This is a genomic window from uncultured Roseibium sp., from assembly GCF_947496995.1.
Classification (GTDB): Bacteria; Pseudomonadota; Alphaproteobacteria; order Rhizobiales; family Stappiaceae; genus Roseibium.
This window is the reverse complement of record NZ_CANMFD010000001.1, coordinates 631,655-650,748: the sequence shown is the minus strand read 5'-3', so window position 1 is coordinate 650,748 and position 19,094 is coordinate 631,655. Positions and strand designations below refer to the sequence as shown.

The following is a 19,094-nucleotide window of genomic DNA, read 5'->3' as shown; positions in this document are numbered from 1 at the left end:
GGCAGTATCAGATTGCTTAGAGCCGGCTCCAGAACAGGATCGGACGATGACGTACGTGTTCTACGATACCGAAACGACGGGAACCAATACTGCGTTCGACCAGATCCTGCAGTTTGGTGCGATCCGCACGGACGAGGCCTTCAGAGAACTGGAGCGCTTTGAGATGCGCTGCCGGATCCTACAGCACGTTGTCCCCTCACCCGGTGCCATGCGCGTGACAGGTGTGACGGCTGAACAACTCGACGACCCTACCCTGCCAAGTCACTATCAGATGGTTCGACAAATCCGGAACAAGGTTCTGGAGTGGTCTCCAGCTGTATTTATCGGCCACAATAGCCTTGGATTTGATGAACCCCTGCTCCGGCAAGCCTTTTATAAAACACTTTCGGAGCCCTACCTGACAAACAGTCACGGTAACGGGAGAACCGACACTCTGCGGCTGCTGCAAGCGGCCGTCCTGCTGAAGCCCAATGCCTTCATTATTCCTCATGGCGATAACGGAAGGCCGAGCTTCAAGCTCGACAGGCTCTCACCGGCGAACGGCTTTTCGCACGACAACGCCCACGATGCCATGGCCGACGTCGAGGCGACTATTCACATGTGCCGCCTGCTTGCCGAACAGACGCCGGATCTTTGGTGGCGCGGTCTGCAGTTGTCCCGGAAGTCAAAGGTCTCCGAGTTCCTTGCCGTGCATGAACTGTTCGCGATGACTGATTTCTACTTCGGTCGCTCCTACTCCTGGTATGTCGCGCCTATTGGCCCAAACCCAGTAAATTCATCTGAGCTGTTTGTCCTCGACCTGACCAACGACCCGCAAGAGCTGCTGCGACTGACGGACACGGAACTGAAGTCTGCAATAAGACGTCGCCCGAAACCGGTTCGCAGTCTCAAAATGAACGCCGCGCCAGTGCTGTGGCCTATCAAGGAAGCTCCGACGCTTCTTCGGGAAACCTCTCCAGATCTCGCAGAACTTAGGTCACGCGCCAAACAGCTTCGAGACGATGAAGGCATACGCAAAAGGCTGCTTGATCTGATCCTGGATGCACGCGAACCATTTCAAACTTCGGAGCATCTGGAAGAACAGATCTACGATGGCTTCGCAAGCCGGGCTGATTCGCTCGCGATGGAACGGTTTCATCAGGCGGACTGGGCAGACCGACTAGCCGTGCTGCAGGATCTTGCCGATCCACGCTACAAGGGACTGGGCCAACGGCTCATCTATTCCGAAGCTCCGGAAGTTCTGCCCGATGACATGCGTTTTCGCTTCGACGAGGCCGTCGCACGCCGTCTGGTGAATAATGAGGGCTCCGTTCCATGGTTGACGCTTTCAAAGGCTATCGAGGAGGGACAGGACCTTTTAGCCACTGCAGTGGGATCAGACGCAGAGCTTCTTAAGGGTCACATGGCGCGTTTCAACCGCCAGGTTGATTGGGCTGGAAGGTTTCTCAACTGAACTTTCGGCTTCACTTATTTGGCTTCGACAGCGGAATGCCATGAGGGGTCAGCGACCTCTTAATTTCGTCCCCATCTTCTCCACGCGCTATACTGCTAGCCAGGCCGAGCAGACGAAGCTCCCAAATAGCGCAGTCGGATCGGGGTGGCGGATTAGCGGGAACGGTATCCAAACATTTAGCCTTCAATTGAACAACCGCAACCCCACATGGCCGAAAGGTGCTCAATGAAATCGACACGGGCCCGTTTCTGAGCCTCCAAACTCGAAAATCCGCGAAAAACCTTAACATGTTTTAACATTTTGGCCTTTCTTCTTCGATAAGTTATTGATTTTACAAATATCTTATTTTCTCCCTTATGTTAAACTCCTTACGTGGTCCTTATCAAAAACACTCCAATTGTTATCGGAATGGTCTGAAAACACCCCTGTCATGCACCCGTTTTGATAAGAAACTTAACATCTGCCTCCCCAAGCGCTGGGCAAATCGATGATAAATTTGGTGTCCTTGACGATGCAATTTTACGCCGGAACCGTTGGAACTTTTGGAACCGCAATAAGTTCAGATGCTTAAGCGGCTCCGAGAAGTTTCCGAGAAGCTCGTACTCCGGAACCTACAAGCTATTGTTTTCTATTGAGTTCCAGAAGTTCCAACGGTTCCAGAGTCAAGCTCCAGAAAAACCCGTTCTCGTTCAGATGTCCTCCTCATCTTCAAAAAGAACCGCTTCACGAAAAGCATAGAGGTGGACCGTGTTTCCGCGCACTTTTTTGGCGTAGGTGAACCTTCCAGGCTCGCTTTTTGTTGTGTGTAGAAATCCGCTGGAATGCAGAATTCTGGCAAGTTCCGTCGATTGCCCTATTCCTCTGATAGCCCTTTCAAATGCTTTTCGAGTGAAGCCGACAAGCTTCTCGCCAGTTTGGATTTCAAACTGGTATCCCCAGACTTCTCTTTTGCTTCTTGAGATTACTGAGGGAGCGCTCTCATGTTCTTGCCTACGCAGAACAGGGAAATGGATGTCACGATGTTCCGTGATTACGTCCCTGATCGCGTTAGTCGCTTGCACCAACTCTCCAGCGTATGCATGACCGCGGTTCTCAAGCCAAGCGTCAAAGCAGCGTTTTGCTGCATTGTTGGCTTCACCTTTTTGCCAAGCAAAATCCAACCATTTTGAAGCTAGGTCTCCGCATACCGCGATCATCGCAAAACGGCGCGCGACCCTCAAAACTTGTCCGTCAGCGCCGTTCTGCCCCCATTGCTTTACCAAGTTGTTCGTTGAAGCTTCGATGACAGAGCAAATATTTACTGCTTCAGTCAGTTGCTCAACAAAAGCCGGTCCTGCGACTCCGTAATAGCGAAGCGCATGGTCCTTGATCTTCTCAATCATGGACGACGCTTCCTCTCCGTGAACGTGCTCCAGGACACCAAGATCCTTTCCTGCATCAGCAGGTACGTCGGCGAATCTCACGCTCTGCCCCTGTTTCGGTATGTGTCCCCCCTCTTTGATTTTTTCCTCAAGGGTTATCTCCCCAGAGGACAAAATGGGCATTCGCCAAGTTGCGCGAGGCCGAGCCTCTCCTAATCGATCGGCACGCGACTTCCCCTGGCCGTTGATCAAGAAATAGATCGTCTCGCTCGCCCCATGAGCGTCAAGTTCGGCCAATTCATCCAGGCATAGACAAGTCGCTGAGTGGGCCTTTGCCAACGCTTCCAAGCCATTGTTCGTACTCTTCCAGCTCTGGACAAAACCAGAGCGTCCACCTCCACCCCAAACTGAACCTGCGGCTTTCAGAAGAGTGGATTTTCCGGTCGATGAGCTGCCGAAGAAATTGATGCCGAGTGGTTCCTCTTTCATAAGCGCGATCACGGGCCCCGACAGGCCGTGGAGATCGCGAAGACAAGCCGAGTATTTCCGCTTGCAAGCGCCGCCACGTTTTCTCGCCAGTCGTCCAGCTCTCCAAGCCTGCCGTAAAGCGCAGCATGTGAGACGTTCGTAAATACGATCTCCTGGTCGCGTCGCCCCAGGACCTCATGAGGAAGCACGAAGTTATCCTCGAACCACCCTGTTTGCTCGATCAGCCTTACACGCTTTTTGCATTTGACGCCGCCCAGCGCTGATTTCAATTTCTGTAAGGATCCTGAAGATGCATGCAGCGGAAACCCACGAGATACCAATCCTCTAAAGCAATCTGTTCCTTGGCTAACCAAATCAGCAAGCGCGATTTTCTCCTTGTGGGGGCTACCGTCCGGATCGTACCAACTGAGATAAATCGACCATTCCGAATTCGACTTGTCGCGCGCCATTCCCAACACATAGAAGGGACCACATATTTTTTGTGGCTCACCCTTTTCTTGATTCTGATGGTAGAGCCCATCTCCTTGCATTGAAAAGCTCTTTGGCCAAAGAACTTCCCCACCGTTGATCCGGGAGAACTCCACTATTCCATCTGAATTGTCTGGTGAGCTCATCTTACCAACCTCCCCGACCAGAAGGCAGGTCGTTCAACCAGGCCTGAAGATCTCTCTTCAAGATGAGTGTGCGCTGCCCGACTTTCCGTGTTTTCAATCGCCCCTGCTGGATTTCGTCGTAAAGCTTTGATCTGCTGACACCTACAATCTTGGCTGCTTCGACAATCTGAAATGCGAGTTTTTCTGTATCGCTCATGACGAACCTTTCCAATGCCCCGGGTCTTTTCTGTGCCCAGCGCAAATACTTTATCTGTTGTGTTGGATTGGGAGGATCTTGATCCGGCGCCCGTTCGGACGCCTGCCAGCCATCTCAGTCTGCGCCTTTTTCAAGAAGCGCACGGATGTCCTCGACGCGCCAAACGGTGATGCGCTCGCCGAGCTTCACGGGCTGGGGAAAGCGCCCATCTTGCACGCCGGCCCACCAAGTGGACTTGCTGACTGGGATAGGGCCGTTGGGAGCTAATATGGACTTCAGCCGGGGGAATCCGGTCTGAGGTAGTTCGTCAAGGTTGGACATCGTTCATCTCCGTTGTTTCGGTGATGAAGACATCCGAGATTATCGGGTGACAGAATAGACTGGCGGGTCCGAGTTTTTTTGCACCAGATTAGGTACCTGCTTGCACCATGTTATCTGAAGGAGAACTTTCAACTCGATTCAGATATTTAACAAGATATTGAATTAATTAAATAAATAACATGCACCACTTTAATCCTGTTTTGATCTCGATGCTCCGCCCTTTGTTTTCCAATTAGCGACTTTGGCCAATTCTTCGATCACATTCTCAAGGAAATTTCCTCTATCGTCGATCAATCCATATTTGTCGGCATGTGCCCTTAACCATTTCATGATCCGTTGCTTCGGCGTTCCAGGCTCGTGTAGCTCAGAATCGAAGCTCTCCCAAGCATCTACGACCGCCATCAGTTTGGGCGAGTAACGAGAATGCGAAGGGTCACGAAACCCCAATGGCGCATTAGCTGGCAATTTGAAGGCTTCTGTCTCAAATCCTCGTTCGTCTAGCCAATGGATGAGACTCAATACACTAACACTCGATATCGAGTAATCGGGTCCTAGGTCGCGATCGCGGTTGGAAGGTACAACGCGGAGATCAGAAGGTATTTCTCTTCTTTTAATGCTTCCCTGAAGCACACCATTCTCGATCGCGCTAACAATTGCGTTCCGTGCAGCAATATAATCCTGCGGTCGTTGCTCGGGGCGTAAGATCTCGACGTTGTGTTCAATTGATTGAGGTTCGACACCGATAATCAGAAGAGCAGCCTGAATAACGTTCACGGTTTCAGCTAAACGCCAAAATTTCGATACGTCTGAGTTATGTTCCATCTGTTTCACCCGCTATGTCCAATCCAATCAGCTGATGGAAATGATTTGCGCTGACCACCACTCCCCCATCTGCACACGCTCTCCCCAATAAGCTGCACGGTGATAGGCGCGGCGCACCTCGTCAGCACCGACGTGGCCAAGCTCAGCCTCGATCGCATCGGGGTTCCACTTGCCGCACTCGTTAAGCAACGTCGAAGCTGTCGCCCGGAAGCCGTGCGAGGTCATCTCTTCCTTGGTGAAGCCCATCCGCCTTAGAGCGGCGTTCATGGTGTTTTCGCTGATAGGACGTTTTGGTGATGAAACAGAGGGGAAGGCCAGCGGCCGGTTTCCGGTCAACTGGTGCAGGTCCTGAAGGATTTCGACTGCAGCACCAGACAAGGGCTTTTTGTGTTCCCTACGCATCTTGGTTCGGGCTGCGGGGACCGTCCAAGTGGCCTTTGCCAGATCGAATTCGGCCCAATCGGCCAATCTCAGTTCTCCGGGCCGCGGATAGAGCAGCGCCATCAGCTTGAGTGCCGCACGGGTCTCGTAGGAACCTTCGTAGTCCCAGATGCAGCGAATGAGCCCTGCAAGGCGCTGCCAGTCGGTGATAGCCGCCCTGTGAACCACCTTGGGTGTCGTCAGCGCGCCCTTGAGGCCGAAGGTCGGATCGTTTTCCGCACGCGCCGTTGCGATCGCATAGCGAAAGACCTGACCGACAGTCGCGCGCAGCCGGCGGGCCGTTTCGTAGTTGCCCAGCGCCTCCACCTTGCGCAGCGGGACCAGGATTTCGGAAGCCGTGATGTCCTTGACCGGGCGCATTCCGAGGTCCGGCCTGGCCATGTCCAAAAGCCAACGCCTTTTTGTCAGCGTGGTCTTGGCCAAGCCTTCCCGCTCCAACTTCTCGAGAAGCTCATCGGCGATGCTGCTAAAGGTGTTTCCGTTCGAAAGAGCAGCCTCCGCTTTTTCCGTCTTCGCTTTCTGAGACGGGTCGATGCCCTTCGCGAGCAGAACCTTTGCCGCATCCCTTTTCTGCCTGGCTTCCAGAAGACCAACCTGCGGGTACTTGCCCAGCGCCAAGGCCTTCTGCTTTCCTCCAAACCTGTAGGCCAAGCGCCACAGGCGCCCGCCCGTCGGCTTCAGCAACAGATACAAACCGTCGCTATCACTCAACTTTTTCTCTTTTTCGGGCGCTTTCAGGCGGCGAAGTTGGGTATCGGTCAGCGGCATTGTTGGTCTCGCAATTCCGAAGAGACCAACACGAATCTCAGGCTTGTTGGTCTCTTTAGGAAAATAGTACCAACAAATGCATCGGATACCAACACACACCACCGGACAACACCGGACACCAGAAACAAAAAAAGCCCCGGCGAACCGGAGCTTTTTTTGAGTGTTTCGGACGTTGGTAGACTGTCCGAAACGGGAATTTGGTGCCCAGGAGAGGACTCGAACCTCCACGCCCTTTCGAGCACTAGCACCTGAAGCTAGCGCGTCTACCAATTCCGCCACCTGGGCTGTGAGGGGGGCTTGTAAGGGGGAGGTTACGGGTTGTCAATCATGGAATGCTACTTTTTGCGTTCATTCTTCCCAAGCTCCTCCCCGGCTCTTCACACACCGGCCGCAAAGGGCTAAGAGACTGGGGGAGAGCCGGGCAAACGCCCGGGGCAAGACAGTTCTTTTTTCGGCGCGACAGAAGGCATTTCAGGATGTCCACTTCCCTTAACGGCAAACTCGTCACGGTTTTCGGCGGCTCGGGCTTTCTCGGCCGCCATATCGTCCAGGCACTGGCCAAACGCGGCTACCGGGTGCGGGTGGCCGTGCGGCGGCCGGATCTGGCGACGCACCTGCAGCCGCTCGGCATGCCGGGGCAGATCATGGCGGTGCAGGCGAACCTGCGCTACCGCTGGTCCATCGACCGGGCCGTGATCGGCGCGGACGCCGTCGTCAACGCGGTCGGCATTCTGGCGCCTTCCGGCAAACAGTCCTTCGATGCGGTGCAGGCCTTCGGCCCGCGCGCCATCGCCGAGGCGGCCCGCGCCGCCGGTTTTGCCGGCATCACGCATATTTCCGCCATCGGCGCGGATGCGGAGAGTTCCTCCGCCTATGCACGTTCCAAGGCTGTGGGCGAGGCAGGCGTTCTGGAGACCCTGCCCGGCAGCGTCATCCTGCGGCCGTCGATCGTCTTCGGCCCGGAAGACGAGTTCTTCAACAAGTTCGCCGACATGGCACGCTTTTCGCCGGTGCTGCCGCTGCTCGGCGGCGGCGAGACGAAGTTCCAGCCGGTCTATGTGTGCGACGTGGCCGAAGCGACGGCGCGCGCTGTCGACGGCGATCTGACCGCCGGCGCGGTCTATGAGCTTGGTGGGCCGGAGATCAAGAGCTTCCGCGAGTGCCTGGAAGAAACACTCGAGGTCACCCGCCGCACGCGCACGCTGCTGCCGATCCCCTTCCCGGTCGCTTCCGCGATGGGCAAGGTGTTTCAGCTGTTCCCGATGGCGCCGTTCACCGCCGACCAGGTGGAGCTGCTGAAAACCGATAATGTCGTCTCCGAGGTGGCAAAGGCGGACGGCCGCACCCTGGACGGCCTCGGCATCGCCCCGTCCACACTGGCCGCCGTGCTGCCGACCTATCTGGAACGCTACCGCGAGCACGGCCAGTACGACGCCCACCGCCCGGCGTAGAGCCGAGGCGCCATTGCACTTTCAGCCAGGCCTGTTGCCGTCCCGGACATGATCCGGGACGTTTTGCGATTCGCGTGAGGGCGGGGGGTGAGGCCCGGGCCGGATACCGCTGGCGCGGTGTACCCCCTTCCCTAACCCTTCCCCACAAGGGGGAAGGGGATCAGGCTGCGGCACCTGGTTTGGGCTGCGGGACTTTGGCTTGCGGGTAATCCTTCAGCGGAAAGCGTTGTGATCTGGGCACGATCTCGCGGCGGCCGGATTCCCCTCCCCCTTGTGGGGAGGGGTCAGGGGTGGGGGTTGCGGACCCTCGACCTCCGATACCGCTGGCGCGGTGTACCCCCATCCCTAACCCTTCCCCACAAGGGGGAAGGGGATCAGGCTGCGGCGGGTGGCGGTACTGCTGGAAAATTCAGGGGTGGCAATTCGGTCGGTTTTAAGGTGGGATGACATCGGTTCTTTTGCCAAGGAGTGCCGATGTCGTATCCCGCGAAATTCACTCTTCTGTTTGTGGTGTTCGTCGATCTGCTGGGTCAGGGACTGGTGTTTCCGATCCTCAACGGGCTGATCATGGACACCGGGTCGCCGATGCTGGCGCGCGAGACGTCGGAGGCGGCGCGGCATTTCGACTACGGGCTGGTCATCGGTGTGTTCTTCCTGTGCTGGTTCTTCGGCGCGCCCTATGTCTCCAGGCTTTCCGATGTGATCGGCCGCAGGAACGCCATCCTGATCTGCCTCGTCGGTGCACTCGGCGGCTATGCGCTGACCATTGCCGCGCTTTACCTCAACAGTTTCACGCTGCTTATCCTCGGGCGGGCGATCACCGGGCTGACCGCCGGCAACCAGCCTATCGCCCAGGCGGCAATGATCGACGGCAGCAGCGACGACGAGGACCGCAACCGCAACATGGGCTACATCATCACCGGCGTCAGCTTCGGGCTCGTCGGCGGGCCGATCATTGGCGGTTTTCTCTCCGACCCGGCCTTCGTCGGCAGTATCGCCAGCGTGAAACTGCCGTTCTACGCCTGCCTGGCGCTTGTGGCGGTGGCCATCGTGCTGGTGCTGACCGCCTTCCGGGGCGAGCGCGACGGGCAGGCCGACCGGCCGCCCTTCGTCTTCCGTCCGGCGGAGATTTTCGAGCTGCTGTGGCAGATCAGGAAATATCCCGAGGTGATGCGGCTGACGGCGGTGTTCGTCCTGTTTCACCTCGCCAACATGTCGTTCTACATCTTCGTCGACAATTATCTCAGCAGCCGTTTCGGCTATGGCACGCTCGGGGGCTCGATGGTGATGTTCACCATTGGCGTGGCGCTGGCCGTTTCCAGCACCTTCCTGGTGGTGCCGGCGCAAAAGCGCTTCAGCAAGGAGGCCATCCTGACTGTGACGTTTCTGGTGTGGGCCGTCTCGGCCGCCGGCTTCCTGGCATCGCCCGTGGCGATCCTCACCTTCATTCCGGTCTTCTGCTTCTATTTCATCTTCGGCATCGCCTACCCGACCTTTCTCGGGCTTTATTCGGCCTCCGTCAGTGACGACCGGCAGGGCTGGGTGATGGGCGTGACCATCGCCGTCTTCACCCTGGATGCGGGCGTGGTTTCGCTGCTCGGCGGGGAGCTGATCGGCCTGAACCTGAACCTGCCCTTCTACGGGGTCATCGCGATCTCGATCGCGGCGCTTGCGGTGATGTTCCTGGCCTGGAACAAGCCGGAGATCAAGGCGCTGACGCGCCGGTCCGGCGGCTGATCCTTTGGAGCACCGGGCGTTTAACAACCGCCCAAAAGATGCTCTCACACCAAGGAATCGATCAGCTTTTGGGCGACAAGCCGTTTCCGGCTTAACGCCCGCTGATCTGGCCGCCGGCACGCGCTTCAGTTGTTCCAGTAGTCGGCGCCGAGCCGGTCCTGGTGCAACTCGCGATAGCCGAACTGGGTGCGGGCCAGGCCGATGTCCTTCAGGTCGTCCGCGCTCAGATGAGCCAAGGCCCTGGCAGTTGCCCTGCGGCGGAAATACTTGCGCAGTTCAGCGGCCAATACACCAAGGGCAGACACCAGCAGGCCGGATACCAGAAGGCTGCGGCTGCGCGCGCGGCGGTGGAATACAGTTTCGATCTCAATGCTCATCTCTTTTCTCCCGGAGCATTCCGGCGCGGGCCGGAGGCTCTTGCATTATCAATCCGTCGCTTCATCCGCTTTCCGGGTGGATCTCTGAAAGTGCGGCGACACGGTCCCGATTGCCGGGGACAAGAGAAGAATGACAGGCCAATCCTGACAGCAGGGAGTCAGGTTTGATCTCGTTATGTTCCCGAGATATGCTTTTTTCGAGATTCTTTCCCGTGAGACCGTCCGATGAACCCGATTGAACGCGCGCTTGGCATCCTGCTGCTTCTGACCGGCGGCAAACTCATCCCGGCGACGGTGCTGGCGGAGCGCTTCCAGGTGTCGCTCAGAACGATCTACCGCGATATCGACCGGCTGATCGCCCTTGGCGTGCCGGTCGATGCGGAACGGGGCGCGGAAGGCGGCTACCGGCTGGCCAGCGGCTACCTGCAGCCGCCCGTCGCCCTGACCCGCAACGAGACCGCTGCGCTTTTGGCGGCCATGGCGATGGTGCGCGCCAGCCGGATGGTGCCGCTGGCGGCGGACCTGACCTCGGCGGAGCAGAAGCTGCTCGCCTCGCTGCCGAAAAGCGTCCACGGGCTGTTCAAGGACGCCGAACGGATCGTCGGCATCGAGCCGATCCCGGCGGATATCTTCCATTCGGGCACCAAGGCTGAGCCGAGCGGGGACTGGCAGAAGGCGCTGGACGGTTTCATGACCGGCATCCTTGAGGGCAAGCGCGTGCGGTTCGAGCATGTGAACCCCGCCCGCAAGACCGTGAAGGACCATGACGTCGAACCGCGCGGCGTCCTGTTCGACCGCGATCACTGGTATCTTGCCGGGCGCTGCGTGGACACGGACGTGGTCAAGGTCTACCGGGCCGACCGGGTACGCAACCTTGCTGTCAGCGGGCTTTTCTTTCGGCCCGACAAGGACTTCTCCATCCAGAGCCTGCTCGGCGGGACGTGGCTCTCACGCGCGATGCGCCGCTGGGAGCAGGAAGAGGAGATCGCCAAGATCCTGATCACCTCGCGCCAGGCGCAAAAGCTCGGCGCCGACTGGTATTACCGCCATGCGGTGTTCACCCCGGCGGAGGACGGCAGGGTGCTGATCAGCATCCCTTCAACGGAACCGGCGCGCATTCTGCCGCTGGTCCGCTGGCTCGGCCCGGGCGCCGAACTCGTCGGGCCGGACGGCCTGCGGCGGGAACTGGCGCGGGAGCTTGCGGAGCTGGCGGCGCTCTATGACACCGGGCCGCCGCTCGACCTTTCCGCCTGAGGCCAATGGATCAGGTCTGATCGGTGCCCGGTCATTCCGGACACGTGCAGTGAACGCCGCACGCCGATCCGGAAACCAGCGTATCAGCGCGAGCAAAGCGAACTCTTTATTCATGAATGCCACGCCTTTGGCGCGAAATATGTCTGGATCCCGGATCGGCGTTCGACCGGCGTCTCACTGGTCCGGGATGACCGCGCGAGGAAAGCGCGCCGCGATCCAAAGCGTTCAGCCCAGGAAATACAGTCCTGCGAATCCGGCGAGGCCGACGAAGATCCGCCACCAGGCGAACGGGGCAAAGCCGTGCCTGGAGACGAAGTCCAGCAGGCCCTTGACCACGAAGACGGCGGCAACGAAGGATGCGATGAAGCCGATGGTGATGATCATCGCATCGTCCATCGAAAGCACGTTGCGGTTCTTGTAAAGGTCATAGGCGAAAGCGCCGGCCATGGTGGGCATGGCCAGAAAGAACGAGAATTCCGCCGCCGAGCGCTTGTCGGTTCCCATCAGGAGGGCCCCGGCGATGGTCGCGCCGGAGCGGGAGACGCCCGGCACCATGGCAAGACACTGGAAGAAGCCGATGGCCAGGCACAGCGACAGCGGATAGTCCATGACGTTGGTATAGCGCGGTTTCAGGGGCAGCCGGTCGATCCACAAAAGAATGACGCCGCCGATCAGCAACGTGGAACAGATCAGCGCCGGGCTCTCGAACAGGACTTCCTTGATGAAGCTGTGCAGCATCACGCCGATCACGGCCGCGGGCAGAAAGGCCAGCAGGATGCCGGCGACGAAGCGGCGGCTGGCGGGATCGCTCGGAAGGGTGATGAACAGGGTCCACAGCCGGGAGAAATAAACCGACAGGATCGCCAGAATGGCGCCGAGCTGGATCAGCACCTCGAAGGTCTTGCCGGTGCTTTCAAAGCCGAGGAAATGCCCCAGAAGCAGGATATGGCCGGTGGAAGACACCGGAATGAATTCGGTCAGCCCTTCGACAATCCCCAGAATAAGAGCGTGTACAATTGTCTGACCGTCCATTGCCTGTCATCTCTCCACACGGCTAGAAGAAATCCGCGACGCGAATCCGGATGCCGACTATTTGACGGTGCAATCGCGGGTCGTCAAACCCTTGATAACCATATCTGAGTCAAACTCACCGATAATACGATGTTCCCATCCGGCGAATAACGCAGCGTCGTGCGGTTCCGCAAGCAAGCGGACCCCGCCGTTTCGGTCTTTTTTATGGAGGCGTGACCTAGTCTCGCCACAGTTCAGGCTCTAAACCGCTCAATGCTCACGCTTTACCATCATCCGTTCTCGCCGTCGTCCCGGTTCGTGCGCCTCATCCTGAGTGAATACGGCGCTGCGTTCGAGGAGCACCACGTCAACCCCTGGGAACGCACGGAGCAGCTTCTCATGCTGAATGCGGCCGGCACGGTTCCGGTCCTGGTGGAAAACGAAGGTCCGGCGATCTGCGGTCCGGGCCCGATCATGGAATATCTCGACGAGACCCGCGGCTATGCGGTCGCCGACAAGCGGCTGATGCCCGATCATCCGGAAGCCAGGGCCGAAACGCGGCGGCTGGTGGAGTGGAGCCTCACCAAATTCGACCAGGAAGTGGTTGGCCATCTGGTGCGCGAGCGCATCTACAAGCAGATCATGCCGAAATCCGTTGGTGGCGGCGAACCGGATTCCGCCGCGCTCAGGGTCGCCAGGGCCAACATCCACCACCATCTGAAATATTTCGCCTATCTTGTCGCCGCCCGCCGCTGGCTGGCGGGAGACCGGCTGTCCTTCGCCGATTTCGCCCTCGCCGCCTGCCTGTCCTGCGCCGACTATCTGGGAGAAGTCTCCTGGAGTGACGAAGAAGACATCAGAAGCTGGTACGCCCGGGTGAAATCGCGCCCCAGCATGCGGCCGCTGCTCGGCGAGAAGGTGCTTGGCATGCCACCCGCGCAAACCTACGCGGATCTGGATTTTTAGGCTGTCGGGACCTAGGGTCCGTACCCTGGGGTCGATTTCCCTGTCATGACCCGGAACACGCAGTAGCCAGACGTGGAACTCAAGACCAGAAAACTGCTGACCGCATTTGCCGAGAAGGCATCCGGCCTCGGCTTCGACGATGTCAGGGTCGCGCCGGCCGACAGCATCCCCGAAGCCGGGGATCGTCTGCGCCAGTTTCTCGACAAGGGCTATCACGGCACCATGGGCTGGATGGCCGAAACGGCAGAACGCCGTTCGGCGCCGGTCAACCTGTGGCCGGAGGTGAAATCGGTCCTCATGCTGGCCATGAACTACGGGCCGGACGCCGCGCCTAAAAACCATCCACTTGCTCATCTGCAGGACAGGAGCCGTGGTGGAATTTCGGTCTATGCGCGCCACCGCGACTATCACGATGTCATCAAGGGACGCCTGAAGGAGCTTGCAAGTTTCCTGGTGTCGCGCGCCGGCGGCGATGTGAAGGTTTTTGTCGACACCGCTCCGGTGATGGAAAAGCCACTCGGCCAGGCGGCCGGGCTCGGCTGGCAAGGCAAGCACACCAACCTGGTCTCGCGGGACCTCGGATCGTGGTTCTTTCTCGGCTCGATCTTTACAACGCTGGAGCTGCCGCCAAGCGGTGCGGAAGAAGACCATTGCGGCTCCTGCCGGGCGTGCCTCGACAGTTGTCCGACCGATGCCTTTCCCGCCCCCTATCAACTGGACGCACGGCGCTGCATCTCCTACCTGACGATCGAGCATCCGGGCCCGGTTCCGGACGAATTCCGTGAGGCGATCGGCAACAGGATCTACGGCTGCGACGACTGCCTTGCCGCCTGCCCGTGGAACAAGTTCGCCTCCTCCGCGCGCGAGGCCAAGTTGATTGCCCGCGAGGATCTCAAGAATCCGAAGCTGGCGGATCTGCTTGCCCTGGACGATCCGGCCTTTCGGGCTCTCTTTTCCGGTTCGCCGGTCAAGCGCATCGGGCGCGGCCGGTTCCTTCGCAATGTTCTGATCGCCGCCGGCAATTCCGGACAGCCCGCCCTGCTGGACAAGGTGCGGCTGCTCCTGAGGGACAGCGACCCGGTTGTGAGGGGCGCCGCAGTCTGGGCCTTCCGCCGGCTGGCGCCCGAAGACGCCGTCCTGGCCATCCGCCCCACAGAAATCGCCAGGGAAGCCGACGAAGCTGTCCGCAGCGAGTGGCTGTCGCCGCCCCCGTCTTGAATACCGAAAAAAGCGCCGCCGCGATCAAATTGCAGTTGCTCGACGCCGTCACGAGAATGGGTCATAGTCATGGAAAGGTCGGAAATGACCTTTTTAATCGGACCCGGTCGTGATTCATCCGGCCATTTCCGATTATCCTTTCTGGAGCCATGATATTGTTTTCTCAGCCTGTATCCTCTTCACGGCCGAAGCTGGCAAAAGCGCCTGTCCGGCTTCTTGCCCTTTGCGGCGCGCTGACGCTGGTTTGCGGAGCCGCCTTCGCGCAGGACAAGGGACCCGATGCCTTCAACGCCTACGTCAATGGCCTTGCAAAGCTCGGCGTCGAGGTTGAAACCGGCTCCATCGCCTATGACGAGGGCAGCGATACGCTGACCGTGACCGATCCGAATTTTACCTTCGGCGGCACGATCAGGAACCTTCCGCCGCAAGAGGCGGAAGTATCCGAAACGGACGAGCCCAAGGATATTGCTCCTTCGAAACCGCGGGATCTGGTTTTTGCCATTTCTATGTCCAGCGGCTCGCTTGCCATCACAGGCCTCACACATGAGGACGGCGATTTCGAAACGGGAAGCTGGACACACTCCGACGACACCAGGCTTTTGATGACGGCATCGGTCGAGGACGAAGGCCGCCTCAAGGTCGAGGGCCGGCTGGCGGGTATTTCCGCGACCGGTTACAGCTTTACCCTGCCGGAAATACCGGCGGAAGACCGCGATCATCCGGCCAGCCGCTGGCTGCCCTTCGTGCAGGCGTTGCTTCTGACATCCTACGAGGAGATCAGGGTCGACAGCACGGGCCTGACCTTCGAGGGCCACGCGAGCGAGGACGGCAAGGAGACTCTGGTCTTTTCCGGAACCTCAGAGCTGGACGGCTACCGCATGGCGGATGCCGAAGAGGGCTGGATCGGGGAATATTCCGTCGATCTCGTGACCCAGGACCTGCGCACGCTCGATCCGGCGACGGGCGGGATGCTGCGCCAGACGACGCGGCAGGGAAAAACCGTCTACCGGGATATCGATGTCGCCGCCATCATCGATCTGTTCGATCCGGACGTTCCGGTCACCGGAGAGGAGCAGACACTGATCGGCTCCGGTTCCATGGTCGATTATGAAAGCACGCAGGATTTTTCTGACGGCAAGGCGGTCAAGACATCTGTCGAGCGCGGCTCGATCCGCGATATCACGGTGGTCAAGCAGGGCAACACGCTGCTGTCGATGCTGGACCAAATGCTCAACAGGAAAGCCCCCGAGCCGGAAGAACTGATCTCCGGCTTCTTTCAGCTCTACCGGTCCTTTGCCGTCGCCGATGCAAGGATCAGCGGAATTACCGTCGACTTTCCGGCAGGACCCGGCATCGGGGACGTCGGTTTCACAATCAATGAAATGGCGATGACCGACATCAGCTCCGAAGGGATCGGCGAAATGCTGGTCGTCGGTCTCGATGCGCCGGACCTTCCCCAAGGAAGCTCCGTGAAGCTTGACTGGGCTGCTATCGGCGACATCGAGTTCGCCGAATATTCGCCCATGCGCGCGATGATCGCCACGCTCATGGCCGATCCGGACTACGGTGAAAGCAACCCGCTCGACGTTGCACGCGCATTTCTGCCGCGGTCCTTCGGATATGAGGTCCAGGGCCTGGATGTGAATGTGCCGGAAATCGGCAGGACCCAGATCGGCAAGGCCGAGATGACCCTGTCCACCACCGTTCCGCCGGTACCGACAAGCCTCTACGTCAAGAATGACGGCATCCGGATCCCCGTCAGCGCCATTGAGGACAAGGACACGAAGGCCCTCCTTCAGGCGCTCGGCCTGGAGACGGTCGACTGGTCGGACGAGACACGCCTTTACTGGGACGAGACGACACTGGAACTGCGCCTGGAGCGTCTGATGCTGGACATCAAGGGGCTTGGAAAGGCTGAAGCGTCCGCGCGCTTCGCCAATGTGCCGAAGGCCCTCTTCGAAGACCCGCAGGGTCAGGGACAAATGGCGGCGATCGTCGCGCAGTTCGTCGATGCGTCGGTGGTGTTCAAGGATGGCGGACTGACCACAAAGGGCCTTGCCCACGTCGCCGAACAGCAGGGCATTCCGGAAAATGTCTTCCGCGAGGCCCTGGTGAGCCAGGCGGCCATGGCGACGGCGGCCATCGGAAACGAGGCCTTCACCCGGATGGTGAGCGAAGCAGCTTCGGCATTCCTTGAGAATCCGAAGGAATTCAGGGTAACGCTGAAGCCGGAAAACCCGGTGCCGATGACGCAGATCCTTGGCAGCCTGGCAACGCCCCAGGTGCTGCCCGTCCTCCTCAATGTGAATGTCCAGGCGAACTGACAAAGAGAAAAATCGCGTCCCTTGCGGATCAATCCATGATGAATGCCTGCACCTTCCCTTTGTGGGTAGGTGGCGAGGCGCGGGAAACAGCAGGGCTATCGCGTATGATCGGGAAGTTGCTGCAAATACAGGTGTCACCCCGGGCGAGCGGAGCGAGACCCGGGGCCCACTCATTTCCAGAGAGCTGGCAAATTGCAGAAACCCTGCAGGGGAAAATTCAACCGTTTCAACAAGCTGCACTGCGAGTAGGCCCCGGATCTGCGCTTCGCTTGTCCGGGGTGACGCCCGAAGAGAGCGTCCCCCACAACCATAGGGACTGGCGTATGCGGGCAAATGCGATAGCCTTTGGGGGAGACAGGTAACCGGACGCCAACAGTTGCTGCCATACGAGGCAAGACTTCGGGGAGCCTGTCGCGCCTTCATCGACCGCGCGCAGAAACCTGGCCGCCGTTCAACCTGCGTTCGTTACGCTCATGCCGTCAGGTGCGAAAAGGCGGCCACGACCCGCTCATAAACCGGGCGCTTGAAGGGCACGATCAGATCCGGCAGACGCGCGGCGTCTTCCCAGCGCCAGGCGCCGAATTCCGCCGAATGCCCGTCCGGCGGGTTCAGGATATCGATCTCGTCGTCGGAGCCGTCGAAACGATAGGCAATCCAGCGCTGTGCCTGACCACAGTGCTTGCCCCTGCGCGACGCCTTGATGACGTCGGGCGGATAATCATAGGCAAACCATTGCGGCGCTTCTTCCAGAAATGTCACCGAGCGGATCGAGGTTTCCTCGTAGAGTTCCCGGCGCGCGGCATGTTCCGGCAGTTCTCCCTTGTCGATGCCGCCCTGCGGCATCTGCCAGGCATAGTCGTAGGCGGCGGAGCCGGAGCCATCGTCCCGGCTGCCGATCCATACTTTGCCGTCCCGATTGATCAGCATGATGCCGACGCAGGGACGGTAAGGAAGCCCGCCTGCCGGTTCCGGAAAACCCGCTCCAAGTTCAAGCTTCGTCACGGCTGCACCTATCTCGATATCGGAATTGTTCGGAGGTCTGGTAATTGATCATCTTCAAAATGCAAGAGCATCCTGCTTGCGGTGAAGCCAGGACAGGATGTCCTACCTGTCGATGGTCGCGCTCACCGGTACAAGCTGCAGGCCGCGTTGTTCAAGATCGCGCGACCATTTTTCCAGCCGGCGCACGGTGACCGGAAGCGCGGAGCCTGCCGCGACCGCAACCCCGCGGGCACGTGCGATGCTTTCAAGCTGCAAAAGCTTCGCGTCGATCTCGTCTTCGCGCGGAACCTCATCCAGCACGATATCGACCCCGCTGAAGGGCGTGCGCGTTTCCGCGGCGACCTCGGCCGCCTTGGAGCGCGAGGACGTTCCGTTATCGACAAACATCAGCCCACGCCCCTTCAGCTTCTCCATCAGGAACTGCATGGAAGGCTGGGTGGAGGTGAAGCGTGCGCCCATTTCGTTGATCGTGCCGACATAGTTGGTGGCGCGCGTCAGCAGGAAGACCAGCCGCTCGACCATCTTGTCCGGCATGAGGCTGACGAGAAGGGTATGGGGGCCTGGGTCGTTGTCCGGAAAATCGAACGGCTCAAGGGGCAGTTGCAGCAGCAGTTCATGGCCTTCCATGCGGGCCTGCTGCATGTAGAGATCCAGTTCTTCGCCATAGGGAGCCAGGGCGAAGGTGACGTCCGAAGGCAGGCTGGTGATGGCGTTGCGGGTTCCGGTCTCGCTCAACCCCAGACCACCCACGATGACGGCAATCTTGGGAATGGAGGTGAATTCACGCACGATCGGCCGCGAATAGGCATCAAGCGGCCGCACTCCGGCATCGCTGACCTTTGGGAGAAAGCCGAGTTCCGAGCGTTCGCTCACTCTCGTGTCCGGGTTGAGGGAAAGGCCTGTCACGGGAGCCTCCGGCCCCAGCCCGTCCGGCCGCATGACCATCTCGTACCGGGGACCGAGCAGGTCGCCGCTCGTTTCAGGCCGCAGGTTGGGGCCCAGATCGTCGCCGATACCCGGCCGGATTTCGACAACCTCGATGTCCTGGGAGGTCACGCCCTCGACCACGGCATCCAGAGGCAGAACCGCAACGGGTTCTCCGCCCACGGGATCGTCAACAACAGCGACCCAGACGAGCGTGGTGGTGACGATCACACTCAACAGGCCAGCACCGATCAGACCGAACGGCAGCCTGACAAGCCGCCGTTTTCCCATACCAAGGGGAGCTGTGAGATCTTCGCTCGTCATACCGTCCTGAGACTGTTGACCGGCGCGCGAATGGGCGGACC

At 59.2% G+C, this 19,094-nt stretch carries 15 protein-coding genes, 1 tRNA gene and 1 pseudogene; 7 read left to right on the top strand and 10 right to left on the bottom strand.

The features are described from left to right. The first annotated feature begins 46 nt into the window (after positions 1–46). On the top strand, positions 47–1,453 hold the full coding sequence (locus Q1B40_RS02920) for an exonuclease domain-containing protein (RefSeq protein ID WP_299809726.1): 1,407 nt from the start codon (positions 47–49) through the stop codon (positions 1,451–1,453). Positions 1,454–2,142: 689 nt separating this feature from the next. Here Q1B40_RS02920 and Q1B40_RS02915 read toward each other — a convergent pair. From Q1B40_RS02915 to Q1B40_RS02890, 6 genes and pseudogenes are all read right to left on the bottom strand, one after another. Further along, positions 2,143–3,833: pseudogene (locus tag Q1B40_RS02915) on the bottom strand (DUF927 domain-containing protein). Between the two features lie 85 nt (positions 3,834–3,918). Continuing rightward, positions 3,919–4,113 carry a helix-turn-helix domain-containing protein gene (locus Q1B40_RS02910; protein ID WP_299809723.1) on the bottom strand — a complete coding sequence of 65 codons (195 nt, stop codon included), beginning with the start codon at positions 4,111–4,113 and terminating at the stop codon, positions 3,919–3,921. A 114-nt stretch (positions 4,114–4,227) separates the two neighbouring features. After that, a complete protein-coding gene (locus tag Q1B40_RS02905) occupies positions 4,228–4,434 on the bottom strand; it encodes an AlpA family transcriptional regulator (RefSeq protein ID WP_299809720.1) in 207 nt (68 codons plus the stop codon). A gap of 189 nt (positions 4,435–4,623) precedes the next feature. Then, on the bottom strand, positions 4,624–5,265 hold the full coding sequence (locus Q1B40_RS02900) for a hypothetical protein (protein WP_299809717.1): 642 nt from the start codon (positions 5,263–5,265) through the stop codon (positions 4,624–4,626). An 18-nt stretch (positions 5,266–5,283) separates the two neighbouring features. Then, positions 5,284–6,465 (bottom strand): integrase arm-type DNA-binding domain-containing protein, encoded by a 1,182-nt coding sequence (locus Q1B40_RS02895; RefSeq protein ID WP_299809714.1) that lies wholly within the window; start codon positions 6,463–6,465, stop codon positions 5,284–5,286. Between the two features lie 198 nt (positions 6,466–6,663). Continuing rightward, positions 6,664–6,750: transfer RNA gene (locus Q1B40_RS02890), tRNA-Leu, on the bottom strand. Between the two features lie 191 nt (positions 6,751–6,941). On the opposite strand from Q1B40_RS02890, the gene Q1B40_RS02885 reads away from it, so the two are divergent. Both Q1B40_RS02885 and Q1B40_RS02880 read left to right on the top strand, forming a co-directional pair. Further along, entirely contained in the window at positions 6,942–7,916 is a 975-nt protein-coding gene (locus Q1B40_RS02885; protein ID WP_299809711.1) for a complex I NDUFA9 subunit family protein, read from the top strand. A gap of 474 nt (positions 7,917–8,390) precedes the next feature. Beyond that, a complete protein-coding gene (locus Q1B40_RS02880; protein WP_299809709.1) occupies positions 8,391–9,653 on the top strand; it encodes an MFS transporter in 1,263 nt (420 codons plus the stop codon). A gap of 125 nt (positions 9,654–9,778) precedes the next feature. Here Q1B40_RS02880 and Q1B40_RS02875 read toward each other — a convergent pair whose 3' ends face one another. Continuing rightward, positions 9,779–10,030: a DUF1127 domain-containing protein gene (locus tag Q1B40_RS02875; RefSeq protein ID WP_299809706.1), complete on the bottom strand. Its 252-nt coding sequence runs from the start codon at positions 10,028–10,030 to the stop codon at positions 9,779–9,781. Positions 10,031–10,255: 225 nt separating this feature from the next. Here Q1B40_RS02875 and Q1B40_RS02870 point away from each other — a divergent pair, with 225 nt between their 5' ends. Next, entirely contained in the window at positions 10,256–11,284 is a 1,029-nt protein-coding gene (locus Q1B40_RS02870) for a YafY family protein (RefSeq protein WP_299809703.1), read from the top strand. 225 nt (positions 11,285–11,509) lie between these two features. Here the strand turns inward: Q1B40_RS02870 and Q1B40_RS02865 are convergent, their stop codons facing one another. Beyond that, complete coding sequence (locus Q1B40_RS02865) at positions 11,510–12,316, bottom strand: undecaprenyl-diphosphate phosphatase (RefSeq protein ID WP_299809700.1); 807 nt, start codon at positions 12,314–12,316, stop codon at positions 11,510–11,512. Positions 12,317–12,568: 252 nt separating this feature from the next. On the opposite strand from Q1B40_RS02865, the gene Q1B40_RS02860 reads away from it, so the two are divergent. The 3 genes from Q1B40_RS02860 (at position 12,569) to Q1B40_RS02850 (ending at position 16,803) form a co-directional block, all read left to right on the top strand. Beyond that, on the top strand, positions 12,569–13,261 hold the full coding sequence (locus Q1B40_RS02860) for a glutathione S-transferase family protein (RefSeq protein WP_068411005.1): 693 nt from the start codon (positions 12,569–12,571) through the stop codon (positions 13,259–13,261). Between the two features lie 72 nt (positions 13,262–13,333). After that, a complete protein-coding gene (gene queG, locus Q1B40_RS02855) occupies positions 13,334–14,479 on the top strand; it encodes a tRNA epoxyqueuosine(34) reductase QueG (protein WP_299809695.1) in 1,146 nt (381 codons plus the stop codon). 149 nt (positions 14,480–14,628) lie between these two features. After that, positions 14,629–16,803 (top strand): hypothetical protein, encoded by a 2,175-nt coding sequence (locus Q1B40_RS02850; RefSeq protein ID WP_299809692.1) that lies wholly within the window; start codon positions 14,629–14,631, stop codon positions 16,801–16,803. A gap of 471 nt (positions 16,804–17,274) precedes the next feature. Here the strand turns inward: Q1B40_RS02850 and Q1B40_RS02845 are convergent, their stop codons facing one another. Then, on the bottom strand, positions 17,275–17,805 hold the full coding sequence (locus Q1B40_RS02845; RefSeq protein ID WP_299809689.1) for an RNA pyrophosphohydrolase: 531 nt from the start codon (positions 17,803–17,805) through the stop codon (positions 17,275–17,277). A 102-nt stretch (positions 17,806–17,907) separates the two neighbouring features. Beyond that, positions 17,908–19,053, bottom strand: coding sequence for a divergent polysaccharide deacetylase family protein (locus tag Q1B40_RS02840; RefSeq protein WP_299809686.1), 1,146 nt, complete (start codon positions 19,051–19,053; stop codon positions 17,908–17,910). Between the last annotated feature and the right edge of the window lie 41 nt (positions 19,054–19,094).